The organism is Streptomyces sp. NBC_00080 (assembly GCF_045041255.1).
GTDB lineage: Bacteria > Actinomycetota > Actinomycetes > Streptomycetales > Streptomycetaceae > Streptomyces > Streptomyces coriariae.
The window spans coordinates 1,806,782-1,831,487 of the sequence record NZ_CP108235.1 but is presented as its reverse complement, the minus strand read 5'-3'; the positions used below and the strand labels follow the sequence as shown (position 1 = coordinate 1,831,487).

Genomic DNA, 24,706 nt, shown 5'->3' with positions numbered 1-24,706 from the left:
TCGGATCAACCACGCGCTGCGGCAAGGGATTCCCTGGCCGCGGCGGCGACGTTCTCGGCGGTGAAGCCGTATGCGGCGAACAGGGTCTGGGCGTCGGCGGAGGCGCCGAAGTGTTCGAGGGAGACGATGCGTCCGGCGTCCCCCACGAACCGGTACCAGGTGAGGCCGATGCCCGCCTCGACCGCGACGCGGGCCTTGACCGACGGCGGCAGGACGCGGTCGCGGTACTCACGCGGCTGCTCCTCGAACCACTCCACGGACGGCATCGACACCACCCGGACGCCGATGCCCTCGGCCTCCAGCGCCGCGCGCGCGGCGACGGCCAGCTGCACCTCGGAGCCGGTGGCGATCAGGACGACCTCGGGGGTCGCGGTCGAGGAATCCACCAGGACGTAACCGCCCCTCGCCGCGTCCGGGTCCGGCGCGTACGTCGGCACGCCCTGACGGGTGAGGACCAGACCGTGCGGGGCCGGCCGGGTGGCGTGCCGCTTCAGGATCTCGGCCCAGGCGATCGCCGTCTCGTTGGCGTCGGCCGGGCGGACGACGTTCAGGCCCGGGATGGCGCGCAGCGCGGCCAGGTGCTCGACCGGCTGGTGGGTGGGGCCGTCCTCGCCGAGACCGACGGAGTCGTGCGTCCACACGTAGGTCACCGGCAGCTGCATGAGCGCCGACATCCGGACGGCGTTGCGCATGTAGTCGGAGAACACCAGGAAGGTGCCGCCGTAGATGCGGGTGTTGCCGTGCAGCGCGATGCCGTTCATCTCCGCGGCCATCGAGAACTCACGGATACCGAAGTGGACCGTGCGGCCGTACGGGCTCGCCTCGGGCAACGGGTTGCCCACGGGGAGGAAGGAGGAGGTCTTGTCGATGGTGGTGTTGTTGGAACCGGCCAGGTCGGCGGAGCCGCCCCACAGCTCGGGCAGGACCGCCCCGAGCGACTGGAGCACCTTGCCGGAGGCGGCACGGGTGGCGACCGGCTGGCCGGGCTCGAACACCGGCAGCGCGTCCTCCCAGCCCTCGGGCAGCTGACCGGCGAGCACCCGGTCGAACAGCTGGGCGCGCCCGGGGTCGGCGCCGCGCCACTTCTCCAGCTGCTTGTCCCAGGCCGCGTGGGCCTCGGCGCCCCGGTCGAGGGCGGCCCGGGTGTGCGCGAGGACCTCGTCGGAGACCTCGAAGCTCTGCTCCGGGTCGAAACCGAGGAGACGCTTGGTGGCGGCGATCTCCTCCGCGCCGAGGGCCGAGCCGTGGGAGGCCTCGGTGTTCCGGGCGTTCGGCGCGGGCCAGGCGATGATCGTGCGAAGCGAGATGATCGAGGGGCGCCCGGTCTCGGCCTGCGCGCTCTTCAGGGCCGCGTACAGGGCGGGGACGTCGACGTCGCCGTCCTCGGTCGGCTCCACGCGCTGGGTGTGCCAGCCGTAGGCCTCGTACCGCTTCAGCACGTCCTCGGAGAAGGCGGTGGCGGTGTCGCCCTCGATGGAGATGTGGTTGTCGTCGTAGACGAAGACGAGGTTGCCGAGCTTCTGGTGGCCGGCGAGCGAGGAGGCCTCGGCGGAGACGCCCTCCTCCAGGTCGCCGTCGGAGACGATGCCCCAGACGGTGTGGTCGAACGGCGACTCGCCCTGCGGGGCGTCGGGGTCGAACAGGCCGCGCTCGTAGCGGGCGGCCATCGCCATGCCGACGGCGTTGGCGACGCCCTGGCCGAGCGGTCCGGTGGTGGTCTCGACACCGGCGGTGTGCCCGTACTCGGGATGGCCGGGCGTCTTCGAGCCGTGCGTACGGAAGCTCTTGAGGTCCGCCAGCTCCAGCTCGTAGCCGGAGAGGAAGAGCTGGGTGTAGAGGGTCAGCGAGGTGTGGCCGGGGGACAGGACGAAGCGGTCACGGCCCGTCCACTCGGGGTCCGCCGGGTCGTGTCGCATCACCTTCTGAAAGATCGTGTACGCGACCGGCGCCAGGCTCATGGCCGTTCCGGGGTGTCCGTTGCCCACCTGCTGCACGGCATCCGCCGCCAGAAGGCGTGCGGTGTCGACGGCACGCCGGTCAAGTTCGGTCCACTCGAAGTTGTTCGGTGTCTGCGTGCTCATCTTCAAGAAATCCTCGATAGGAGCGGGTCGTCTGCTCTGTTGTGTTCAAACCTAAAAGTCTGACTTTTACGAAGGAAGGTCTCCCTGTGTCAGCCTGTGGTGAAAGTGGGACACCCGTCGGCGACACATGAGCGCCACGGGTCGGCAACTGGGCGGCACGAGAAGGACATGGTGGACACAAGTACCCAAGACGGCGCCGGTGAGGGCATCAGAACCTTCCCCTTTCCCGTCGAACTCAGCGTCGGCGGCGTCGGCATGCAGGTGGGCCCCATGGGCACCGGTCGCACCTGGCACACCGACGCCCCGCTGGACCGTGTGCACCGCATCGACTTCCACGTGGTGATGCTCTTCGACGACGGTCCGGTCCGCCACATGATCGACTTCGCCGAGCATGAGGCGGCGGCCGGCGACGTGCTGTGGATCCGCCCGGGCCAGGTCCACCGCTTCTCGAAGTCGAGCGGGTACCGCGGAACGGTCCTGACCATGCAGCCCGGTTTCCTGCCGCGTGCCACCGTCGAGGCCACCGGCCTGTACCGCTACGATCTGCCGCCGCTGCTGCACCCGGACGAGCGGCAGCTCGCGGGCCTGCGCGCGGCGCTGACGTATCTGCGCGGGGAGTACGACGACGGCGGAGCCGACGGAACGCTGCCCCTGAGTCTGCACACGGCGGTGCTGCGGCACTCCCTCACCGCGTTCCTGCTGCGGCTGGCGCACCTCGCGGCGAGCAGCGCGGAGGCGGCGCGCAGCCTGGCCGACACCACGTTCACGCTCTTCCGGGACGCCGTGGAGCGGGACTTCGCCACCAACCACAGCGTCAGCGCCTACGCCGACGCGCTCGGTTACTCCCGCCGTACCCTCGTGCGCGCGGTCCGCGCCGCCACCGGCGAGACACCCAAGGGCTTCATCGACAAGCGGGTCGTCCTGGAGGCGAAGCGACTCCTGGCCCACACGGACCTGCCGATCGGCCGGGTCGGCGCGGCGGTGGGCTTCCCCGACCCGGCGAACTTCTCCAAGTTCTTCCAACTGCACACGGGAAACACCCCGGTGGCCTTTCGCGCGGAACTGCGCTGAGGCGACCGGGGTGTGTTTCGGCCGGGGTGTGGTTCGGCCGAGGGTGTCAGACCCGGGCGGTGCCCTTCCCGAAGTAGTGGCCCTCGTCCAGGTCCGCGAGGAGACCGGACTGTTCGGGCTGCCAGTCCAGCAGTTTGCGGGTCAGGGCGCTGGACGCGGGGATGTCCCGGCCGACGAGCCCGCCGAGCCAGCCGAAGTGGGCACCCGCCTCGGCGGCCGGGACCGCGACGACGGGCAGGTCCAGGTGGCGGCCGATGGCGGCGGCGATGTCGCGGAACGGCACGCCCTCGTCGTCGACGCCGTGCAGGCGACTGCCCGCCGGGGCGGACTCCAGGGCCAGCCGGTAGAGCCGGGCCGCGTCGAGCCGGTGCACGGCGGGCCAGCGGTTGGCGCCGTCGCCGACGTACGCCGAGACGCCTCGTTCGCGGGCGAGGTCGATCAGCCGCGGCACGAAACCGTGGTCGCCGACGCCGTGCACCGAGGGCGCGAGACGGACCGCGCCGACCCGCACTCCGCGCTCGGCGAACGCCAGGGCCGCCGCCTCGTTGGGCATCCGCGCCGCCGCGGGTGAGTCGTCGACGAACCCGTCGTCCTCGGTGCCCACCCGGCCCGGCGGCAGGCCCGCGGTGCCGGAGGTCACGACGAAGGGCCGGCCGGAGTCCGCGAGCTCCTCGCCCAGCGCCTCGATGGCCCGCCGTTCCGTGCGGGCGGAGGCCTCGAAGTTCGCGAAGTCGTGCTGGAAGGCCAGGTGGATCACTCCGTCGGCGGTGGCCGCTCCGCTCCGCAGGCCGTCGGGATCGGTGAGGTCACCGCGGTACACCTCGGCCCCGGCGGAGGTGAGGAACGCGGCGCCCGCGTCCGAGCGGGCGACACCCACGACCCGGTGCCCGGCGCCGACCAGTTCCCGGACGACGGCGGAACCGATGAAACCGGTCGCGCCGGTGATGAAAACGCGCACAGTGCACTCCTCGATGGATGCCGGCAAGGGGTTTCAGCAAGGCCGCCGGGCCGGGGCCGGGCGACGGCTCCATCGTCCGCAGGGGGAGCCGTCCGGGTCCAAGGCCTGTTTCGCATCGCGTCATACGTTTCAGGCATCACCACAGGTCAGAGGGTGCGGCTACGCTGCCGACCGATGCACGGGCGGATATCCTTGCCGCATGCCCGACCGCGCCCCCGACCCGAACCCCCACCCCGTCCCCGCCCCGGTGACCGACCTCGACCTGCGACTGGTGCGCTACTTCACCGTCGTCGCCGAGCAGGGGCACTTCGGTCGCGCCGCCCAGGCCCTGCACCTCACCCAGCCGTCCCTGAGCCGCCAAGTGCAGCGCCTGGAGCAGCAGTTGGGCGTACGCCTGCTGGACCGCACGTCACGGGGCACGCGGCTGACGGAGGCGGGGGAGGTGTTCCTGCCGCGCGCCAGGGCGCTGCTGGGATCGGCCGCCGAGGCCGCCGCCCGGGCCCGCGCCGCCGCCGAGCCCAGCCGGATCGTCGTCGGTTACCTCACGGCGATCATCGTCACGCCGGCCGTACGCGAACTGCGCCGCAGGCACCCGGACGCCGACGTCCGCACCCTGCACCTGAACTGGAACGAGTCGCGCCAGGCCCTGCTGGAGCGCCGGGTGGACGCCCTGGTCGCCCGGCTGCCGTTCCCGACGGACGGGCTGCACGTCACCGTCCTCTACGACGAACCCCGCGTGCTGGTCGTCCCCCTCGACCATCGGCTGGCCGGCAAGGAGTCCGTCACCGTCGACGACCTGGCCGGCGAACCCATGCCCCGGGTGCGGGACTCCGACCACGCCTGGAGCCGGTTCTGGCGTCTCGAACCGCGCCCCGACGGACTCCCGGTGCCGGACGGGCCGTATGTGGACGAGGTCGAGGACAAGTTCGAACTCGTCGCGGCCGGACAGTCGGTGCTGGTCACGGCGGCCGCCCCCGGATTCGCCCTGCGTCCCGACCTCACGAGTGTGCCCCTCCTCGGCGTCGAGCCGAGCCATGTCGTCCTGGCGACCCGCGCCGACGACCGCGGCCGCCTGGTGACCGCCTTCCGCAAGGCCGCCCGGACCCACCTCACGGGCGGCTTCGTGCCACGCGAGCAGGCCGGCCGCTGAACGTCTCGCAAGCACCCCGCGCTCGGCGCACGCGCGGCGCCGGGAGCCGACCCGCAGGCACAGGTCGGCCGCCCGGCGCCGCGCGGCCGTCGGTCAGTGGCCGAAGGTCAGCCAGTTGACGTTCACGAAGTCCGCCGGCTGGCCGCTGGTGAAGGTCAGATAGACGTCGTGGGTGCCGGTGACGGAGCTGATGTTCGCCGGGACCGTCCGCCACGACTGCCAGCCGCCGGTGTTGGCCACCGCGAAGCTGCCGACGGGCGTGGCGGTACGGCTGTCGAGGCGCACCTCGACCAGCCCGCTGACCCCGCCGGCCGCACCGCTCGCGACCCGGGCGCTGAACTGGGTCGCCGCCGAGGAACCGAAGGTGACGCCCTTGTAGAGCGCGTAGTCGCCGTTCGCGAGGGAGCCGATGTCCTGGCCGCCGCCCGTGTCCGTGGTCGTCTCGGTGACCGTGCCGGAGTGGCTGTCGTACGACTCGGCCTGGATCGTGCCGTAGGCGTCACGGCTGCCGGACGGCGGGGGCGTGGTACCGCTCCCACCGCCCGCGGCCTGGAGTACCTGCACGTAGTCCACGACCATCGGGTGGCCCGGCACGGTGTCGCCGTCCAGACCGCCGCCGAAGGCGTCCGGGAAGCCGCCGCCCATCGCGACGTTCAGGATCACGAAGTAGCCGTGGTTCGTGGCGTTGGTCCACGTCGTCGCGTCGACCTGGTTCGCCGTGACGGTGTGGTAGTTGACGCCGTCGACGTAGAACCGGATCGCCTCGGGGCTCACCGAGCGGTCCCACTCCATGCTGTAGGTGTGGAAGCCGGACTGGCAGGTGGTGTTCGGACACGCGACGGAGTTGCCGATGCCGGTGGTCTCGTTGCACGGGCCGCCCGGGTTGGTGCCGCAGTGCATCGTGGACCAGACCTTGTTCAGGCCCTGGACGTTCTCCATGATGTCCAGCTCGCCGACGCCCGGCCAGTTCTGGTAGTTGCCGCGGTAGGGCGAGCCGAGCGCCCAGAATGCGGGCCAGTAGCCCTCGGCGGCGGTGCCGGTCACGTTCGGCATCTGGATGCGGGCCTCCACCCGCAGCTTGCCGCCGGACGGGGGCTGGAAGTCGGTGCGGTTGGTCTCGATGCGTCCCGAGGTCCAGCGGCCGGCGGAGTCGCGCAGCGGGGTGATGCGCAGGTTGCCGTTGCCGTCCAGCGACACGTTGCCGGTGCTGTTGGTCATCGTCTCGACCTCGCCGGTGCCCCAGTTGGCAGGCCCGCCCGGATACGAGGTCCCGGTGCTGTACTGCCAGTTGGAGGTGTTCACCCCGGTGCCCGCGGCGCCGGTGAAGTCGTCGAGGAAGACCTGCGTCCAGCCGGACGGGGGCGTGGGCGCGGAGGCGTTCGCGGGCAGGGTGACGGCCGCCGCCGCGGCGGCCGCCAAACCGAGGGTACTGAGCACGGCGACGAGCGCGCGTCGCCGTCTGGGTATGCCGGAGGTTGCACTCATGGGGGGGTGCCTCTCGGGTACGGAGTGATGGGCGCGGGTGATTTCGAGAGTGCTTGAGAGCGCTCTCAAAGTGGGCCCAATGTGCTCTCCGTCCCGGAGGCCGTCAAGACTTAAAGCAAGGAAAGTCCTTTCGTCGCAAGGAAGTTCACGGGTTGAACCACGCAAACGTGCTAAAGCGCGCTGCCCGCGGTCCAGTCCGCCCAGGAGAGGTTCCAGCCGTTGAGCCCGTTGGCCGCCTCGACGGTCCTCTCGCCCGAGTTCTTGACGATCACCACATCGCCGAGCATCGAACTCGCGTAGAACTCGTAGCCCGCGACGGAGCTGTCGTTCGCGCCCTTGGCGTCGTGCAGGCCGACGCAGCCGTGGCTGGTGTTCTGAGTGCCGAATATCGAGGTCGAGGCCCAGTAGTTGCCGTGGATGAAGGTGCCGGAGGTGGTCAGTCGCTGGGCGTGCGGGACGTCGGAGATGTCGTACTCGTCGCCGAGGCCGACCGTGGAGGACTCCATCCGGGTCTGCTTGAAGCGCTCGCTGATCACCATGATCCCGGACCAGGTCGTGTGGTCGGAGTCGCCGCCGGAGACGGGATAGGTGGCCAGGGTCGCGCCGTCCCGCTCGACCGTCATCTTCTTGCTGGACAGGTCCACGGTGCTGATCTGTGCGCGGCCGATGTGGAACGTGACGTCCTTCGACTGCATACCGTACACACCATTCGATCCCTCGACGTCCTTCAACCGCAGACCGAGGGTGATCGTCGTCCCGGCCGCCCAGTACGTCTTCGGCCGGAAGTCCAGCCGGGTGGCGCTGAACCAGTGCCCGACGATCTCCACGGCCGGCTCGGCGGTCACCGTGATCGCCTTCTCCACGGCGGCCTTGTCGGTCACGGCGTGCGAGAAGTTGATCGAGACCGGCATGCCCACGCCGGAGGTGGAGTTCGCCTCGGGGGTGAAGTAGCCGACGAAGGTCTCGCCCGGGGACTTGGTGGTGAAGGTGGCGGTCTGCGCGGCGGCGCCCCCCGCCTGCGCGGTGACCGTGTACTTCGTTCCGGAGTACGGGTGGGCCGTGGACGTCCACGTGGTCCCGGCCTCGTCCAGGGAGCCCGCGAGCGTCGAGCCGTCGTTGCCCGTCACCGTCACGGAGGCGAGCGTGCCGTCGGTCACGGTGACCTCGACGGGGCTGGTGAAGGCCGCCTTCCTGGTGCCGTCGGCCGGGGTGACCGAGATCACCGGCTGCTTGACGGCCGGCGAGGCCTTCGTGGACACGGAACCCGAGGTCCCGGTCCCGCTCGTGTTCTCCGAGGCGTCCGCCGATCCGGAGCTGCATCCGGTCAGCGCGACGGCCGGGACGGCCCCGAGCACGCCCAGGATCCCGCGCCGGGACCAGCCCTCCGGCTGCTGTTCGGACCGGTTCGATATGTGCGAGACGCCCACGGCACGCCTTCCTGAGTTGTCCACCTTTGCGCGTGCATCCTGCGCCTCCCAGATGGGGCGATCCTTTGAATCACCGGGTCGCAACCTGAGATTCCTGTGAGGACGGCCTGAGAGACGCCGGCGCCCGCCGGGGTGACACTCCACGGAGTCGTCCGGCAGGGCCGGGCCCCGACCCTGCGCCGACTGTCCTGATCGCCCGGGGGGTGAGCGAAGGCGCGAGGGCTCGTTCGCGCGGGGGAGGGACCGGTGCGGCTCACCGGGTTTCGTGGGCGCGGAGCGGACCGCGGCCGGTGTTCCGTCCGCGGGGTGCGGCGGCTCAGCCGGGCCGGCCGTCGGGCTGCCAGCCGAGGGCCCGGGAGATCCCGCGTGCCGCGAGACGTACGGCCGGTGCCAGCACCGGTACCTGCGCGTCGGCGTGCGGGACGACGACCGACACGGCGGCCGCCACCGCACCGCCCGGTCCGCGCACCGGGGCGGCCACCGACAGGGCGTCGTCGGTGACCTGACGGCTGCTCACCGCGACCCCTGCCCGCCGGACTTCGGCCAGTACCCGGCGCAACCGCGCCGGATCGGTGATGGTGTGGGCGGTGTAGGAGGCCAACGGCCCCGCGCAGTAATCCTCTTGGAGCGCGAAGTCGCTGTGCGCCAGCAGCGCGAGCCCCACGCCGGTCACGTGCAGCGGCCAGCGGGCGCCCACCCGGATGTGCACCCCGACCGCCGAACGCCCCGACAGCCACTCGGTGTAGACGACCTCGGACCCGTCCCGCACCGCCAACTGCACGTTCTCGTGCGTGGCTTCGTACAGGTCCTCCAGGAAGGGCAGCGCGACCTGCCGCAGCGCCAGGCCGCGCGGGGCCAGCGCCGCGACCTCCCAGAGCCGCAGCCCCACGTGGTACACGCCGGACGGGTCCCGCTCCAGGGCGCCCCACTCGGTCAGGGCGCTCACCAGCCGGTGCGCGGTGGTGAGGGTCAGGCCGGCGCGGCGGCTGATGTCGGTCAGGGACAGGGCGGGGTGCGTGTGGTCGAACGCGGCGAGCACGGCCAGCAGTCGGCCGGGCGCGGAGCGGGCGGTCACGGCGGGAGTGCCCTGGTGCATCGGGTCCTCCTCACGGCATCAGGCGAGTCCGTCCTGGGCGATCCGCCGCAGCAGGGTGTGCAGCGTCTCACGGTCGGCCGGGTCGAGCGGGTCCAGCAGTTCGTTCGTCACCCGCAGGCCCGCCTCGTCGGTGCCGCGCAGGAACGCGCGGCCGTCCCGCGTGAGGGCGACGATCCGGCTGCGGCGGTCGTCCGGTGCCGGGCGGCGCTCGGCGAAGCCCAGCTTCTCCAGATCGTCGACCAGGCCGACGATCGCGCTGGGGTCGTAGCCGAGCCGGGCGCTCAGCTCCCGCTGGAGGGCGCCCTCGGAGGTGGCGAGGAAGCGCAGCACCGCGTAGTGGCGCAGCCGCACCCCCGACTCCTGGAGGAACGCGTTGAACAACTGGCCCGAGCGCAGTCCCAGGCGGTACAGCAGGTAACCCGTGTCCGCGTGCAGCCCCCGCATCCACGGCTCGTCCGCGTCGATCGGGGCGGCGTTGCTTGCGTTGTCCTGGCGGGCGATGGCGGGCTCCCTGGGCTCGGTCCCCTTCCGGGGTGGTTCTCGGTACGGATTCCAGCATGACGCACCCGTAGGACTACAACAACTATTGACGTCAACAATTATTGCTCTTAGCTTCGATCTCGTAGTCAGCGCCCGGCGCCGCACTGTGCGCACCCCATGTGAAGGGACACTGTCGTGCCCAGCATCGATCTCACCGGCAAGGTCGCCGTCGTCACCGGCAGCGGCCGGGGCCTCGGCCTCGCCTACGCCCATGCCCTGGCCGCCCGCGGAGCGTCCGTGGTCGTCAACGACGTCGACGAGGCCGTGGCCGAGCAGGCCGTGAAGTCCCTCGTCGCGGCCGGTGGCAGGGCGGTCGCCGAGGTGGTCCCGGTCGGTACGACCGAGGCCGCCGACCGGCTGGTGAACCGCGCCGTGCAGGAGTTCGGCCGGCTCGACGTCCTGGTCACCAACGCGGGCATCCTGCGCGACAAGGTGCTGTGGAAGATGACCGACGACGACTTCGACGCCGTGATCTCCACCCACCTCAAGGGCACCTTCACCTGCGCCCGTGCCGCCGCCGTACGGATGCGCGAGCAGGGCGAGGGCGGCACGCTGATCCTCGTCGGCTCCCCGGCCGGCCAGCGGGGCAACTTCGGCCAGACGAACTACGCGGCCGCCAAGGCGGGCATCGCCGCCTTCGCCCGCACCTGGTCCATGGAGCTGGGCCGCGCGGGCATCACCGTGAACGCGATCGTCCCGGTCGCCGCGACCGCGATGACCGAGACGATCCCCGCCTTCGCCCCGTACATCGAGGCCGTGAAGAACGGCGAGCCGTTCCCGGACTTCCTGCGCAAGGGCGAGGGCTTCGGCACCCCCGAGGACTGCGCGGCGCTGGTGCCCTTCCTGGCCTCCGAGGCCGCCCGGGGCATCACCGGCCAGGCCATCGGCATCGGCGGCGACAAGGTGGCACTCTGGTCGCATCCGCAGGAGATCCGCGCGGCCTACGCCGACGGCGGCTGGACGCCGGAGAGCCTGGCCGACGTCTTCCCCACCTCGGTCGGTGCCGAGCTCCAGACGGTCGGCATCCCGGCCCCCACGTTCCCGGAGGCGTGATGAGCCCCTCCACGAGCCCCGCCGCCCCGCCCGCCATGAACGTCGACGAACTGGTCGCGATCGACGTCCACACCCACGCCGAGGTGTCGTCCAAGGGCCACTCCTCGCTGGACGACGACCTGCACGACGCCTCCTCCGCCTACTTCAAGGTCGAGGGCAAGCGGAAGCCCACCCTGGAGGAGACGGCCCGCCACTACCGTGAGCGGAAGATGGCCGCCGTGATCTTCACGGTGGACGCCGAGTCCGCGACCGGCACGGCGCCGGTCCCGAACGAGGAGGTCGCCGAGGCCGCGGCCGCCAACGCCGACGTCCTCATCCCCTTCGCCTCCATCGACCCCTTCCGGGGGAGGGCGGGCGTGAAGCAGGCCCGGCGCCTGGTCGAGGAGTACGGGGTCAAGGGCTTCAAATTCCACCCCAGCATCCAGGGCTTCTTCCCCAACGACCGTTCGGTGGCGTACGACCTGTACGAGGTGATCGAGGAGACGGGGACCATCGCCCTGTTCCACACCGGTCAGACGGGCATCGGCGCCGGAGTCCCGGGCGGCGGCGGGATCAGGCTCAAGTACTCCAACCCACTGCACGTGGACGACGTGGCGGCCGACTTCCCGCACCTCAAGATCATCCTGGCGCATCCGTCCTTTCCCTGGCAGGACGAGGCCCTCGCCGTCGCCACCCACAAGCCGGGCGTGCACATCGACCTGTCCGGCTGGTCGCCGAAGTACTTCCCGCCGCAGCTCGTGCAGTACGCCAACACGCTGCTGAAGGACAAGGTCCTCTTCGGCTCCGACTTCCCCGTCCTCACCCCCGACCGCTGGCTCGCCGACTTCGACAAGCTGACGATCAAGGACGAGGTGAAGCCGAAGATCCTCAAGGAGAACGCCGCCCGTCTGCTCGGGCTGACCACACCGTAAGGGGCGTGGAAGATGCGCAACGAGGGACTCGGGTCGTGGCCCGCACGCCGGGCCCGCAAGACCCCGCACCGCACCGCGCTGGTCCACGGTGAGCAGTCGACGGACTATCGCACACTGTATACACGCACCACGCGCCTGGCCCACGCCCTGCGCGCCCGGGGTGTGCGGCGCGGCGACCGCATCGCCTACCTCGGCCCCAACCACCCCTCCTACCTGGAGACGCTGTTCGCCGCCGGCACCCTCGGCGCGGTGTTCGTCCCCCTCAACACCCGCCTCGCCGGACCCGAGATCGCCTACCAGCTCGCCGACTCCGGCGCGAAGGCGCTCGTCTACGGTCCCTCGCACGCCGGCCTGGTCGCCGGCCTGCCGGGGAACACGGACGTCCGGACGTACCTCGAGGTCGGCGCCGAGTACGAGAGCGAGCTCGCCGCCGCCTCCGACGAGCCGATCGACACGCCGGTCGCCCCCGACGACACCTGCATCATCATGTACACCTCGGGCACGACCGGCCGCCCCAAGGGCGCCATGCTCACGCACGGCAACCTCACCTGGAACGCGGTCAACGTCCTCGTCGACACCGATCTGACCGCCGACGAACGCGCCCTGGTCTCCGCGCCGTTGTTCCACACGGCCGGCCTGAACATGCTGACCCTGCCGGTGCTCCTCAAGGGTGGCTGCTGCGTCCTGGTCGAGGCCTTCGACCCGGAGGCCACCTTCGGCCTGATCGAGCGGCACCGGATCACTTTCATGTTCGGGGTGCCGACGATGTTCGAGCAGATCGCCCGGCACCCGCGCTGGGCGGACGCGGATCTGTCCAGTCTGCGGATCCTGACCTGCGGCGGCTCCCCGGTGTCGACGCCGCTGATCGCCGCCTACCAGGAACGCGGACTCACCTTCCTCCAGGGCTACGGCATGACCGAGGCGTCCCCCGGCACGCTGTTCCTGGACGCCGAGCACGCGGTCAGCAAGGCGGGCTCGGCCGGCGTCCCGCACTTCTTCAGCGACGTACGCGTCCTGCGCCCCGACCTCACACCCGTCGAGGTCGGCGAGACCGGCGAGGTCGTCGTCCGCGGGCCGCACGTCATGCCCGGTTACTGGGGGCTGCCCGAGGAGACGGCCGCCTCCTTCGCCGACGGCTGGTTCCGCAGCGGGGACGCGGCCCGGGTCGACGAAGACGGTTACGTGCATATCGTCGACCGCATCAAGGACATGATCATCTCCGGCGGGGAGAACATCTACCCCGCCGAGATCGAGGACCTGCTCCTCGCCCACCCCGACATCGTGGAGTGCGCGGTCATCGGCGTGTCCGACGACAAGTGGGGCGAGGTGCCGCGCGCGGTCGTCGTGCCCCGCGAGGGCACCTCGCTCGACCCCGACGAGGTGCTGGCCTCGCTGTCCGGGCGGCTCGCCAAGTACAAGATCCCCAAGTCGGTGGTGGTGGCGGACGAACTCCCGCGCACCGCCTCCGGAAAGCTCCTGAAGTCCCGGGTGCGCTCCCGGTTCGGCACCGACTCCTGAGCGACTCTCCTGCGAACTCTCCTGTGAGGAACGGAAATATGAGCATCACCGTCAACGGTCTCGACGAGCTGAAGAAGCTGGCCGGCAGCGACCTGGGCACCAGTGAATGGATCGAGGTCACCCAGGAGCGCATCGACACGTTCGCGGACGCGACCGGGGACCACCAGTGGATCCATGTGGATCCCGAACGGGCGGCCGCCGGGCCCTTCGGAGCGCCGATCGCCCATGGGTACCTGACGCTCTCCCTGTTCATCCCGCTCTTCACCGAGCTGCTGGACGTCCAGGGCGTCACGACCAAGGTCAACTACGGGCTGAACAAGGTGCGTTTCCCCTCGCCGGTCAAGGTCGGCTCGCGGATCCGCCTGGTGGCCGAGCTGACCGAGGTCGAGGACGTGCCGGGTGGGGTGCAGATCACCGTCGGCGGGGCGATCGAGATCGAGGGGGGCGCGAAGCCGGCCGCGGTGCTGCAGAGTCTGTCGCGCTTCTACGCGTAGGGCCGTGCGGGCCGCCGCGACTCGCCGTCGTCCGGGCGGCGCTGTGGGGAACCGCGGGACCGGTGTGGCCGGTCGCGAGGTTCCCCACGTCCGCGTGGACGCGGGAACGAATCCCGTACCTCTTCTCGGGGCGCTCAGCCGACGACGTCCACGAAGATCGGGTTGGAGTAGAACCAGGTGTCGGCCCACGGGTCGCCGTTGCCCGGCTCGTGCGGGATCGGGCCGCGCGGGTCCACCGAAGCGCCCAGGTAACCGGTTCCGTTCCGGTTGCCGTCGCTGCCGCGCAGACGGAGGTAGCAGGACTCGTCGCCCACCGTGACCGGGACGCGCAGGGTGTAGGTCCCCTTGCGGCCGCTCACGTTTGTTGTCCGGACCACCTTCGTGTCGGGAGCCCGCCAGGTGTCGCGGTCGGACACCGCGCCGCGCACCGCGCCCCGGATCACGTCCACATGGGCCAACTGCGGCAGGATGCCCTGGGGGTTGGGGCGGGAGGCAGTGGTGACGGTGATCTCCAGGGTGAGCTTCTCGCCCTTGCGCACCCGCAGCCGGCCGCCGAGCGTGACGCCCCGCCCGTTGCCGTGCTCCCGCCGCAGCCGGACCTCCAGACCGTCGAGCAGGTGCCCGTGGTCCAGCCAGACCCGGCCCTCGCGCAGGCCCGTCATCACCGCGCGGTAGCCGTAGCGGGTCACGCCGACGTGGGTGCGGCTGAACTGCCCCGGCCAGAAGTCGCTGCCTGCCTGCGTGGTGTCGGTGTTCACCGGATCGGGCAGCCTGCCGGTGTTGTCGAAGTTCTGTCCGGCGGGCCAGTCACCGTTCTTCCAGGTGTCGAAGACGGTCCGGTGGTTGTCGGAGTTGGTGGTGACCGAGAACAGCCGGCCCTCGGCCAGCATCGAGTCCCACAGGCCGCCGACGGTCGCGGTGGCCCAGTCGAAGCCGCCGTAGGTGAGGTAGGCGTCCGCCGGGTAGCCCGCCCAGGACTGGGCGGACGGCTTGTTCTCGTACTCGCCGCGGATGGACGTGGCACCGCGCCAGCCGGGGATCGCCGCGCCCTGGGCGCCCGGCGCGCCCTCCATGCCGATCATGATCTCGGGCGCGGCGTCGCGCCAGGCCCGCATCTCGTGCGGGGAGTCGATGCCGAGGCGCAGCGGGTGGTTGGCGAGGACGAGGACGTCGTCGACATAGCCGCTGCGGCGCTGCTCGGCCAGCCACTTGACCGCCTTGACGGCGTGCGCCTCGTTGCGGGCGGTGTCGGCCGCGCCGGCGGCTCCCTCGGTGTAGCCCAGCAGCTTGCCGTCGTAGGCGAGCTCGAACCGCGTGAGCAGGTCGACCTCGTGCGGGCCGGGGGCGGCGAACACCGTGCAGTGCTCGGCGGCCGGGATGTACCACTCCAGACCCTGGAAGATCAGCTGGCGCGGGTTCGCGGCGCGGGCCCGGAGGATCTCCTTGTGCTCCAGCGCGGCGCCGTGGGAGGCGTGCCCGAAGTTGGAGTGCTCGTTGAAGACCATCCAGTCGAGGCCGTACCGGGCGGCGGCCCGGGCCTGCTGGGAGAACGTGTACTTCGCGTCGTGGCTGTAGACGGAGTGGACGTGGTGGTCGCCCACCAGGTAGGCGAGCCGCGGGTCCTCACCGCCGTGGCCCCGGCCGGTGGCGGCGACGGCCGGGGTGGCCGCACCGCCGAGTGCGAACGCGGCGCCGAAAAGGCCGGCGCGGCGCAGGAGTCCGCGTCTCGACACGCCCTGGGCGTCGAGAACGGCCGGCGGGACGGACGGATCGGCCCAGGCGGGCAGTTGCTGCTCGGTCACGGTGATCCTCGTGCAGAAGGTCAGTGGTTCACGAAGGAGGTCAGTGGTTCATGAAGGAGGTCAGTGGTTCATGAAGGAGGTGACGGGCAGCGCCCGCGAGACGATCCTGACGTCACCGAGGCGGCCGTGCAGGATCTGGTCGATCTGCCCGCCGTACTCGTAGCCGCCGAGCAGCCAGGGCAGCCCGACGGAGGTGATGCCGACGGCCGCCGCCTTCGGATTGCGCACCGCCGGGCAGCCCTCGACGTACAGCGTGGTGTGCTTGCCGTCGTTGACGACGGCGAGGTGCCACCAGGTCTCCAGCGGGGTCTCCTGACCCCAGTTGGTGGCGATGCCCTGCTGGTTCAGCGGACGCATCGCCCACTGCGGTTCCCGGTCGTCGGAGAGGGAGAGGGTGGCGAGCGGCTCGTCGGGGTCGTCGCCGGTCCTGCCCGCCGCGCCGCCTGTTCCGGTCCGGCTCACCAGCCCCGACCAGGCGTGGTGCGACGGGTCCCAGTCGGCCGGGAGACGATAGAACGCCTCGATGGTGTAACCGTCCTCGAAGACGGCCGAGTTGAGCGGGGCGCCGTCGACCGTGCGCAGGTAGGCGCCCTTCAGCGGGGACTTGAAACCCTGGAACTCCAGGCTCCCGTGGCCGGGTTGGTCGGGGTGGTGGTCGGAGGACCAGGTCAGGGCGCCGCCGCCCACCGTGACGAGGGCCAGGTGGTTGCCGCGCCCGGACAGGTCACGGACGGTGCCGCCGACCGCCGTACCGTCGTCGTGGCCGTCGAACCGCCAGTAGGCGACCGTGTCGCGCACCAGCACCTTCGAGACGGGACGGGCGGGACGCGCGGGCACCGGATCGAAGCCCGCGAAGCGCGCGGCGAAGTCGATGCCGACCGTGAACCGGTCCGCGTCGCCGCTCAGTTCGATCTCCTGCCGCTCCAGCTCGTTGAGCCCCTTCGCGGCCCGGCCGAGGATCCACGGGGAGACCGTCTCCACGTCGATGACGTTCCGGTCGAGGTCGAAGCGGTAGAGGCGGATCATGGCGGCGCCGCCGAAGTAGCGGTTCTGATAGTTCGTCAGGTGCAGCTGGACGTCATGACCGGCGGCGTTGCGGCGCGTTGTCCGACCGGCGGGCCAGTAGTGCCCGTTGAGGGTGAGGAAGATCTGGTCGTGGTCCTCGATCAGCCGGTCCCACAGCTGTTGCCCGTACGTCGAAAGGGAGTCGTCCTCGGCGACCAGCTCGTGCGTGGTCAGGACGACCGGTGTCCTCGGGTGCCGGGCGAGGACACCGGCGGCCCAGGCGTACCCCTTCTCCGACAGCCGCCAGTCCAGCGCCAGCACCATCCATTCCCGGCCGCCCGCCCGGAACAGGTGGAAGGTGTTGTAGCCGTCGGGGGAGGCCCCGCCGAACGTGGGCTTCCCCCGGAAGCGCTGCGGGCCGAAGGCGTCCAGATATGGGGTCGCGCCGCGCTGGTCGGTCGTCGACGACTTCACGTCGTGGTTGCCGGCCAGCACGCTGTAGCCGATCCCGCGCCGGTCGAGCAGCCCGAACGCCTCGCTGATCGCGGCGACCTCGTCCTTCGCCCCGTTCTGGGTGAGGTCGCCGAGGTGGGACAGGAACACGAGGTTCTCGTGCTTGCCCTGGTCGAGGAGGTAGCGCAAGGACGCCTCGACCGGCGTCTTGTCGATGCTCGGGCCGTCGAAGAGGTACTGCGTGTCGGGCATGACGGCGAGCGTGAACCGGCGGCTCTCCGGGTCCGGGCGCCACCGGGCGGAGGCCGCCTCGGCCGTGGCCGGCAGCGCGAGTCCGGCCGTGGCGGCCGCGCCGAGCAGCGCGGTGGCCCGCAGGAAACCGCGTCTTCCGGCATCGGCCTGCGCGGCCTCGCCCTGTTCCTGGGCGTGCGAAGTACACACGGGTGCTCCATAGGTAAGTCCGTTGCTGACAACGGGAGTTCACAGGACGCGCAGGGTCCAGCTCCAGCGATGGACACCCGGTGCGACGAGATAGGAGGGGAAGGTGTCGGGGCCGCACGACGCCGTGCCGAGGCCGCGGTGCGCCGCGTCGAGGTGCACCACGCAGCCTGCGCGTGGGACGAGCTCGTCGTGATGGTCGACGGCCGTCAGGTCCTCGGCGCGGTAGCGCGTGACGGAGACCTGGCGCGGCTCGTCCAGAGTGACGGAGAGGCCTGTGGCGTCCGGCGCGCGGAGCGTGAAACGCCGCACACCGTGCAGGCCGCCGCTCTCCTGTGGACGCAGGTACGGGGTGAACAACGCGTCGATCCGGGCGTGGTGATGGCCGACCGGCGCGCCCGCGCTCCGGTCGGGGTACGACTCCCAGGGGCCCTGTCCGAACCAGTCCAGCCGGTCCGGTCCCGCCACCGTCTCGAAGACCGAGCCCACGCGCGCCACGTCGTCGAACTCCGCGGGCAGCTCGGCCTGTTCGTCGATCCGGATGCCGCCCTCGACCGGCGTGAAGACCTGCCGGTGCCGGACGACGCCGGTGGTGCCGGTGTACTCGGCGAGCACGGTGACCCCGTCGCCCTCCTGGTGCACGGACACCAGCCGGCGCACGAGGGTGTGCAGGCCCCACGTCCGCCAGCGCAGCGCCGCCCCGCCCAGCTCGTCGTTGTCGGTCGGCGCCCGCCACAGGGACAACGCGGGCGCGGAGGTCAGCAGCGGGTGCACGAGGAGTCCGTCGGCGTCGATTTCGACGCGGCCGGAGCCCACCGGGTCCTCGACCGGCGCCGGCGCCCGCAACCGCACCTGCGGCGCGCACACCGCAGTGCCCCGCGGAGCCCACGGCAGATCCCGGGCCGTCGTCACCCGCAGCGTCAGCCACGCCTCGCCGCCGTCGTCCGGCAACGCGAACGGCAGCGGCACCTCGACCGTGCCGCCCGGTCGTAGGTCGGGCAGCTCGGCCCGCGCGGTGAGCGTCCCGCCGTGGGCGAGCGACAGCTCCCACTCGCCCGCGAGCCACTCCAGGCCGCGGAAGTGCTGGTGGTTGGAGACCGTCACCCCCTCCGGCCCGACGCCGTGCAGCCGCACCGGAGCGGAGAGTTCCCGGTGCTCGTACATCACCGGTTTCGGGGTGCGGTCCGGGAAGACGACGCCGTCCGCGATGAACGCGCCGTCGTGGTCCTTCTCGCCGAAGTCGCCGCCGTACGCCCAGCGGTGTCCGGGCGCGGCGACAGCGTTGTCATAGAGCCCGGCGCCCCCACGCCCGACCGGTCTTCCGTCGTTCACACGCTGGAGAATGCCGTGGTCCCGGAACTCCCAGATGAACCCGCCCTGAAGACCCGGGGTGGCCTCGATGGCGGCCCAGTGGTCGGCCAGCGTGCCGTTGCTGTTGCCCATCGCGTGGGAGTACTCGCACTGGATGAGCGGCTTGGTCTGCCGCCCGGACAGCGCGTGCGCCACGCAGTCCTCCAGGGACGCGTACATCGGGCAGGCGATGTCGGAGGCGACCTGCGGATCGGCCCAGCCGAGCTTGGCGGCCCCCTCGTACTGCAGCGGCCGGGTCGGGTCGTGCCGGCGCACCCAGCCCGCGGCGGCGTCGTGGTTGGCGCCGTAGTCGGACTCGTTGCCCAGCGACCAGATGATGACCGACGGGTGGTTCTTGTCCCGCAGCACCATCCGCGAGACCCGGTCGACGAAGGCGTTCAGATAGCGCGGGTCGTCGGCGATCTCGTGGGCGTGGTCGTGGGACTCGATGTCCGCCTCGTCGACGACGTAGAACCCGATTTCGTCGGCCAGGTCGTAGAGCGTGGGGTCGTTCGGGTAGTGCGCGGTGCGGATCGCGTTGAAGCCGAAGCGCTTCAGCAGCACCAGGTCGGCGCGCATGTCGTCGTACGACACCGTCCGTCCCGTCAGGGGGTGGAAGTCGTGCCGGTTCACCCCCCGGATGAAGACCCGCTCCCCGTTGACCAGCAGATCCCGACCGACGATCGCCACGTCGCGGAAGCCGACCCGGTGGCGGGAGGTGTCGGCGACGCTGCCGTCGGCGCGGTGCAGCCGGACCGTGAGGTCGTACAGCTCGGGCGTCTCGGCCGTCCAGGTACGCACCTCGGGCACCCGCGCGCCCAGCCGTGCCTCGCCGAGGAAGGCGGAGACACGCTCCTCCTCGGCGTTGGCCAGGTCGAACTCCGCGTCCTGCGCCAGCGGCAGACCGTCCAGCTCCCCGCTCACGTACCAGCCCGCGGGCAGCGCTCCGCCCGCGTCCAGTACCTGGCAGTCGACCCGCAGCGCGCCGTCCCGCGCCGCCCGCACGCTCACGTCGGCCAGCCGCAGCGGGTCGGTGGCGTACAACAGCACCGAGCGCGTGATCCCGGCGTGCCACCACTGGTCCTGGTCCTCGATGTGCGAGGCGTCCGACCACTTGACGACCGTCAGCCGCAGCACGGACCGGCCGCCGGGGCGTACGGCGCCCGACAGATCGAACTCGGCCGCCAGATGCGAGTCCTTGGAGATGCCGACGGGCCGCCCGTCCACATGTACCAGCAGCACGCTCTCGGCGGCCCCGACCTGGAGCACGATGCGGCGCCCGGCCCACTCGGCGGGGATGTCGATCTCCCGCTCGTACACACCGGTCGGATTGTCCGCGGGCGACAGTGGGGGGAATTCTGTATACGGCATACGGACGTTCAGATACTGCGGAAGGTCGGCAGCGCCCTCGATGGTCTGCATGGTCCATGCGCCGGGCACGGATGCCGTCGACCAGGGACCGCCGACCGGCGCGTCCGGAGCGGACAGCAACCGAAACCGCCAGTCGCCGTCCAGGGAGTTTGCTCCGGAGCGCCGGTCGACGGCGTTCATGGGCAGCCGTCCCCACGAGGTCACCTCGGGTGCCTCCCAGGGGCGGAGCGCCAGCAGCGGATCGGTCACTTGATCGCTCCCTTCGCGAGGTCGCCGATCATCTGACGGGCGCCGATCGCGAACACGATGAGCAGCGGGACCAGGGCGAGCAGCGCGCCGGTCATGACCATTCCGTAGTCCGTGGTGCCGTGCGTGCCGTTGAGCTGCGACAGCGCGACCTGGAGGGTCACGTTGTCCGGGTTGGTGAGGGCGATCAGGGGCCAGGCGTAGTCGTTCCACTGGCCCATGAAGGTGAAGATGCCGAGGAAGGCCAGTCCCGGCCGGACCACCGGGAGGGCCACGTGCCAGTACTGGCGCAGGAAGTTCGCGCCGTCGATGCGGGAGGCGTCGAGGAGTTCGTCGTGGATCGCGCCCTTCATGTACTGGCGCATCCAGAAGATGCCGAACGCGTTGGCGGCGGCCGGCACGATCAGCGCCGTCATCGAGCCGATCCAGCCGAGCTTCGCCATGATGACGAACTGGGGGATGGCCTGGAGCTGGGCCGGGACCATGAAGATGAACATGAGCAACACGAACAGCAACCGTTTGCCCGGAAATTCGAACTTGGCGAAGACGAAGGCGGCCAGCGAGTCGAAGAACAGGACCAGGAAGGTCACCGATCCCGCCACCAGCAACGAGTTGAACATCGAGCCGAAGAAATCGATGTTGTCGAAAAGGCTGCGGACGTTTTCCAGGAAGTGCGTGCCCGGCAGCAGCTTGGGCGGGTAGGAGAAGATCTCCGACGACGTGTGCGTCGACATGATCACGGCCCAGTAGAACGGGAAGGCCGAGAGCAGGACGCCGAGGACGAGAGCGGCGTGCAGCCCGATCTCTCTGCGGCGGGACCCGTCGATCCCCTTGGCGCGCCGTGTTTCTTGGGTGGATGCCATGGTGTGCGGGCCTCCCTATTCTTCGCCCCGGCGCTGCACCAGCCGCCAGTTGATGATCGAGAAGAGGACGACGACGAGGAAGATGCCCCACGCCACGGCGGCGCCGTAGCCGAAGTCGTTGTTGTCGAAGGTCTGCTGGAAGAAGTAGAGGACCATCGTCCGGCCGGCGTGGCCGGGACCGCCCGAGAACGTCGAGTCGTTCGAGGTGTTCTGGAGCAGCACCTGGGGTTCGGAGAAACTCTGCAGACCGGTGACCGTCGACACGACGAGCACGAACAGCAGCACCGGCCGCATCATCGGCAGCGTGATCCGGAAGAAGGTCTGCACCGGCCCCGCGCCGTCCATGCGCGCCGCCTCGTACAGCTCGCTCGGGACGGTCTGGAGACCGGCGAGGAAGATGATCGCGTTGTAGCCGGTCCACTGCCAGGTCATCAGCGTCGCGATGGCGATCTTGATGCCCCAGGGGGTGTTCAGCCAGGCGATCTGGTCGAAACCGATTGCCTGGAGGAAGGCGTTCACCAGGCCGAAGTTGGTGGAGAACACCGAGCCGAAGATGATCGCGATCGCCACGACCGAGGTGACGTTCGGCAGGAAGTAGGCGACGCGGTAAAGGTTCTTGAAACGGACCGCCGAGTTGAGCATCACGGCCGTCACCATCGCCAGGAAGATCATGGGGAAGGTGGCCAGCGCCCAGATGACGATCGTGGTCCCGATCGAGCTCCAGAACTCGGAGTCGCTCAGCAGGTACCGGTACTGCGACAGTCCCGCCCATTCCATCGAGCCGAGGCCGTCCCAGCGATGGAAGGAGAGGTAGAGCGAGAAGCCGACGGGGATCAGGCCGAAGCAGAGGAAGAGCAGGTAGAAGGGGGAGATCGCGGCGTAGAGGTGCCAGTACTTGCGGAAGCCCTGCCGGGGCCGGGTGACGGGGACGTCCGCCACGACCGCCGGGGCCTTCTCCAGTGCGGGGAGGGTGGCCATCAGTAGCTCACCCCCAGGTGTTTCGCGATCCGCCGGCACTTGCTCATGGCGTCACTCCAGGCCTGCTCCGGGTCCTTGCCGAGGACGCCGACGTTCTTGATCTCGTCCTTGATGGGCTGCCCGAGCGCGATGTCGAACGGGCTGTTGTAGGCGACCACGATCTTCTGCGCGGCCGGACCGAAGATGTCCATCGTGACCTGACCGCCGAAGAACTCGTCCGGCTCGCGCACCTGCTTCAGGTCGTACGAGGCGGGGGTCGAGGGGAAGAGCCCGGCGTCCACGAACCCCTGCGCCTGATTGCCCGCGTCGAGCATCCAGCTGATGATCTGGAACGCCCGCTCGGGCTCCCGGCACGCCTTGGTGACCGACAGGAAGGAGCCGCCGTTGTTGGAGGGCCGCACGGGCATGTCGGCCACCCGCCAACGGCCCTTGGTCTTCGGCACGCCGTTCTTGAGGTCGCTGGTGGCCCAGGAGGCTCCCAGCTGGCTCGGCAGCTTGCCGTCCTCGACGGCCGACAGCTGGTCCGGGGTGCCGTTGACCAGGTTGGAGACGATCTTGCGCTGTTTGGCCTCCACGGCGAGCGCCCAGGCGTTGCGCACATGCTCCTGGTCGCCGATGAAGTGGCGGTCCTTGTCGACGTACCGCTCGCTGCCCTGCTGGACCACGTTCTCGAAGACGCTGTTGACGTCGGTGAGCAGCGAGGTCCCCGGTATCCGCCGCCTGAGCCGCTCGCCCGCCGCGAAGAACTTCTCCCAGGTGTCGAGCTCCTTCGACACGTCGTCGGGCTCGTAGGGCAGTCCGGCCCTGCGGAAGACGGCGTACTGGTAGAGGTGGGCCACCGGCCCGCAGTCGATCGGGAAACCGACCATCCTGCCGTCGTCCGCGATGCCCTGCTCCCACTTCCAGGGCAGGTACCGGGACTTGTACGCGTCCGCGCCGAGCGTGCGCAGGTCCACGAACTGGTCGGCGTTGGGCAGGTAGGACGCCATGTCCTCGCCCTTCAGGCCCGCGATGTCGGGGACGTGGGCGCGGCCGGCCATCGTGGTGATCAGCTTCGACCGGTAGTAACCGCCGATCTTGACGGCCTGGAGGTCGACCGAGCTGTCGTAGCGGGCCCTGGCGTTCTTGACGACCGTGTCGCCCAGGCCTCCGTCCCAGTACCACAGGACCATGTTCCGGCCGGTCGAACCGGTCGGAACGGCACAGCCGGACGCCAGGCCGCCGAGCGCCGTGGCGGCCGAGCCGGCCAGGCCCGCACGGAGCAGGCCTCTACGTGAGAGCCGCACAGCTCCCACCGCCTTTCGGATCTGTTCGCGTCTTCGCAGACGGGGTGCAATCGAGGGGCATGCGGGGGGTCGTCCTCCGGACACGGGCGCGGTCAGGGCCGCGGGGCGGGCGGGGTGACCGGCGCGTAGCGCACGGGCGGGCCGACGTCCGCCGGGATGCGGTCGGCGAGGAAGCCGTACGCCCGTTCGAGCTCGGGGTCCCGCAGCGCGCGCCACCAGCGGTCGACGCCGTACCAGCCGGGGGCCGCCAGCGCCCCGCCGTGGTGCTGCACCGACAGCCCGGCGGCGAGGACGGCGAACCGCAGCCGCTCCACCAGTGGCCAGCCGCCGAGCGAGGCCGCCACGAAGCTCGCGCCGAACACGTCACCGGCGCCCGTCGCATCCAGGACATCGATGTCGAGGGCGGAGACCTCGGCGTACTCGCCGGTCGTCTGATCGACCGCGACCGCGCCGTCGGCGCCCCGGGTGACCACCGCCACCGGCACCAGTTCCGCGAGGGTGCCGAGCGCGGCGATCGCGCTGTCGGTGCGGGTGTACGCCATCGCCTCGGTCTCGTTGGGCAGGAAGGCGTGACACAGGGCGAGCTGGTCGAGCAGGCCGGTGGACCATTGCTCGGTGGGGTCCCAGCCGACGTCGGCGTAGACCTGGGTGCCGTTCGCGGCCGCCTTGGCGAGCCAGGCGCGCGGTTCGGCCTCGAGGTGCACGAGGGCCGTGCGCGCCTCGGGCGGGTCGCCCATGAGCACGTCCTGCGAGTACGGCGGCTCCTGGCCGTGGGTGACCAGGGCGCGGTCGTGACCGTGCGCGAGAGCGACCGTGACCGGAGTGTGCCAGCCGGCGGCCGCGCGGGAGAGGGCGAGGTCGACGCCCTCCTGGCCGGCGAGCACCTCGTGGCAGTGGGCGCCGTAGAAGTCGTCGCCGAAGACCGTGGCCAGCGAGGTCCTGAGGCCGAAGCGGGACGCGGCCACCGCGAGGTTGGCGATGCCGCCGGGGCCGCAGCCCATGCCGGCCGTCCAGATCTCCTCGCCCGGGGTCGGCGGTCCGCCGAGCCCCGTGAGGACGAGGTCGTAGAAGAGCAGCCCGGTGAGCAGCACCTCGGGCCGGTCGTCGTCCACCGCACATCCTCCTCGCCG

At 70.8% G+C, this 24,706-nt stretch carries 19 protein-coding genes; 6 read left to right on the top strand and 13 right to left on the bottom strand.

From position 1 onward, the window contains the following. Positions 1-5 precede the first annotated feature (5 nt). Positions 6-2,081, bottom strand: coding sequence for a transketolase (tkt, locus tag OHU34_RS08170; protein WP_142267014.1), 2,076 nt, complete (start codon positions 2,079-2,081; stop codon positions 6-8). 168 nt (positions 2,082-2,249) lie between these two features. On the opposite strand from tkt, the gene OHU34_RS08165 reads away from it, so the two are divergent. Then, complete coding sequence (locus OHU34_RS08165) at positions 2,250-3,152, top strand: AraC family transcriptional regulator (protein WP_142267015.1); 903 nt, start codon at positions 2,250-2,252, stop codon at positions 3,150-3,152. Between the two features lie 46 nt (positions 3,153-3,198). On the opposite strand, the gene OHU34_RS08160 is transcribed toward OHU34_RS08165, so the two are convergent. Then, positions 3,199-4,110: an SDR family oxidoreductase gene (locus tag OHU34_RS08160; protein ID WP_142267016.1), complete on the bottom strand. Its 912-nt coding sequence runs from the start codon at positions 4,108-4,110 to the stop codon at positions 3,199-3,201. Positions 4,111-4,309: 199 nt separating this feature from the next. Here OHU34_RS08160 and OHU34_RS08155 point away from each other — a divergent pair, with 199 nt between their 5' ends. After that, positions 4,310-5,260, top strand: coding sequence for a LysR substrate-binding domain-containing protein (locus OHU34_RS08155; RefSeq protein ID WP_405765605.1), 951 nt, complete (start codon positions 4,310-4,312; stop codon positions 5,258-5,260). A 93-nt stretch (positions 5,261-5,353) separates the two neighbouring features. Here the strand turns inward: OHU34_RS08155 and OHU34_RS08150 are convergent, their stop codons facing one another. From OHU34_RS08150 to OHU34_RS08135, 4 genes are all read right to left on the bottom strand, one after another. Beyond that, on the bottom strand, positions 5,354-6,745 hold the full coding sequence (locus OHU34_RS08150) for a glycoside hydrolase family 16 protein (RefSeq protein WP_142267018.1): 1,392 nt from the start codon (positions 6,743-6,745) through the stop codon (positions 5,354-5,356). Between the two features lie 170 nt (positions 6,746-6,915). Continuing rightward, positions 6,916-8,172 carry an Ig-like domain-containing protein gene (locus tag OHU34_RS08145; protein ID WP_405765601.1) on the bottom strand — a complete coding sequence of 419 codons (1,257 nt, stop codon included), beginning with the start codon at positions 8,170-8,172 and terminating at the stop codon, positions 6,916-6,918. Positions 8,173-8,488: 316 nt separating this feature from the next. Then, complete coding sequence (locus tag OHU34_RS08140) at positions 8,489-9,268, bottom strand: IclR family transcriptional regulator (protein WP_230194161.1); 780 nt, start codon at positions 9,266-9,268, stop codon at positions 8,489-8,491. 18 nt (positions 9,269-9,286) lie between these two features. Continuing rightward, on the bottom strand, positions 9,287-9,712 hold the full coding sequence (locus tag OHU34_RS08135; RefSeq protein WP_142267020.1) for a MarR family winged helix-turn-helix transcriptional regulator: 426 nt from the start codon (positions 9,710-9,712) through the stop codon (positions 9,287-9,289). 231 nt (positions 9,713-9,943) lie between these two features. Here OHU34_RS08135 and OHU34_RS08130 point away from each other — a divergent pair, with 231 nt between their 5' ends. Genes OHU34_RS08130 through OHU34_RS08115 form a run of 4 tightly spaced genes read left to right on the top strand, consistent with a single transcriptional unit; the run spans position 9,944 to position 13,784 of the window. Beyond that, positions 9,944-10,861, top strand: a complete 918-nt coding sequence (locus OHU34_RS08130; RefSeq protein WP_272493534.1) for an SDR family NAD(P)-dependent oxidoreductase — start codon at positions 9,944-9,946, stop codon at positions 10,859-10,861. Between the two features lie 35 nt (positions 10,862-10,896). Further along, on the top strand, positions 10,897-11,772 hold the full coding sequence (locus OHU34_RS08125) for an amidohydrolase family protein (protein ID WP_142268164.1): 876 nt from the start codon (positions 10,897-10,899) through the stop codon (positions 11,770-11,772). Positions 11,773-11,784: 12 nt separating this feature from the next. Continuing rightward, positions 11,785-13,290, top strand: a complete 1,506-nt coding sequence (locus tag OHU34_RS08120; protein ID WP_054241466.1) for a long-chain fatty acid--CoA ligase — start codon at positions 11,785-11,787, stop codon at positions 13,288-13,290. 38 nt (positions 13,291-13,328) lie between these two features. Beyond that, positions 13,329-13,784 carry a MaoC family dehydratase gene (locus tag OHU34_RS08115; RefSeq protein WP_054241465.1) on the top strand — a complete coding sequence of 152 codons (456 nt, stop codon included), beginning with the start codon at positions 13,329-13,331 and terminating at the stop codon, positions 13,782-13,784. A gap of 134 nt (positions 13,785-13,918) precedes the next feature. Here the strand turns inward: OHU34_RS08115 and OHU34_RS08110 are convergent, their stop codons facing one another. The 7 genes from OHU34_RS08110 to OHU34_RS08080 all read right to left on the bottom strand — a co-directional run bounded on the left by OHU34_RS08110 (position 13,919) and on the right by OHU34_RS08080 (position 24,688). After that, positions 13,919-15,586, bottom strand: a complete 1,668-nt coding sequence (locus OHU34_RS08110) for a histidinol-phosphatase (protein WP_405765597.1) — start codon at positions 15,584-15,586, stop codon at positions 13,919-13,921. Between the two features lie 60 nt (positions 15,587-15,646). Continuing rightward, positions 15,647-17,485: a LamG-like jellyroll fold domain-containing protein gene (locus OHU34_RS08105; RefSeq protein ID WP_230194158.1), complete on the bottom strand. Its 1,839-nt coding sequence runs from the start codon at positions 17,483-17,485 to the stop codon at positions 15,647-15,649. Between the two features lie 39 nt (positions 17,486-17,524). Further along, positions 17,525-20,452 (bottom strand): glycoside hydrolase family 2 TIM barrel-domain containing protein, encoded by a 2,928-nt coding sequence (locus OHU34_RS08100; protein WP_405765593.1) that lies wholly within the window; start codon positions 20,450-20,452, stop codon positions 17,525-17,527. Further along, positions 20,449-21,312, bottom strand: a complete 864-nt coding sequence (locus OHU34_RS08095) for a carbohydrate ABC transporter permease (protein WP_405765591.1) — start codon at positions 21,310-21,312, stop codon at positions 20,449-20,451. Before OHU34_RS08095 ends, OHU34_RS08100 begins: the two co-directional genes overlap by 4 nt. 15 nt (positions 21,313-21,327) lie before the next feature. After that, positions 21,328-22,290, bottom strand: a complete 963-nt coding sequence (locus OHU34_RS08090; RefSeq protein WP_142267026.1) for a carbohydrate ABC transporter permease — start codon at positions 22,288-22,290, stop codon at positions 21,328-21,330. Then, entirely contained in the window at positions 22,290-23,576 is a 1,287-nt protein-coding gene (locus OHU34_RS08085; RefSeq protein WP_405765588.1) for an ABC transporter substrate-binding protein, read from the bottom strand. Before OHU34_RS08085 ends, OHU34_RS08090 begins: the two co-directional genes overlap by 1 nt. Positions 23,577-23,668: 92 nt before the next feature. Then, positions 23,669-24,688: a carbohydrate kinase family protein gene (locus OHU34_RS08080; protein WP_405765586.1), complete on the bottom strand. Its 1,020-nt coding sequence runs from the start codon at positions 24,686-24,688 to the stop codon at positions 23,669-23,671. Positions 24,689-24,706 lie beyond the last annotated feature (18 nt).

Coding starts and splice junctions, on each gene's coding strand:
- OHU34_RS08165 (WP_142267015.1), top strand. CDS start 2,250: ATGGTGGACACAAGTACCCAAGACGGCGCCGGTGAGGGCATCAGAACC.
- OHU34_RS08095 (WP_405765591.1), bottom strand. CDS start 21,312: ATGGCATCCACCCAAGAAACACGGCGCGCCAAGGGGATCGACGGGTCC.
- OHU34_RS08150 (WP_142267018.1), bottom strand. CDS start 6,745: ATGAGTGCAACCTCCGGCATACCCAGACGGCGACGCGCGCTCGTCGCC.
- OHU34_RS08120 (WP_054241466.1), top strand. CDS start 11,785: ATGCGCAACGAGGGACTCGGGTCGTGGCCCGCACGCCGGGCCCGCAAG.
- OHU34_RS08125 (WP_142268164.1), top strand. CDS start 10,897: ATGAACGTCGACGAACTGGTCGCGATCGACGTCCACACCCACGCCGAG.
- OHU34_RS08155 (WP_405765605.1), top strand. CDS start 4,310: ATGCCCGACCGCGCCCCCGACCCGAACCCCCACCCCGTCCCCGCCCCG.
- OHU34_RS08115 (WP_054241465.1), top strand. CDS start 13,329: ATGAGCATCACCGTCAACGGTCTCGACGAGCTGAAGAAGCTGGCCGGC.
- OHU34_RS08140 (WP_230194161.1), bottom strand. CDS start 9,268: ATGCACCAGGGCACTCCCGCCGTGACCGCCCGCTCCGCGCCCGGCCGA.
- OHU34_RS08135 (WP_142267020.1), bottom strand. CDS start 9,712: ATGCGGGGGCTGCACGCGGACACGGGTTACCTGCTGTACCGCCTGGGA.
- tkt (WP_142267014.1), bottom strand. CDS start 2,081: ATGAGCACGCAGACACCGAACAACTTCGAGTGGACCGAACTTGACCGG.
- OHU34_RS08090 (WP_142267026.1), bottom strand. CDS start 22,290: ATGGCCACCCTCCCCGCACTGGAGAAGGCCCCGGCGGTCGTGGCGGAC.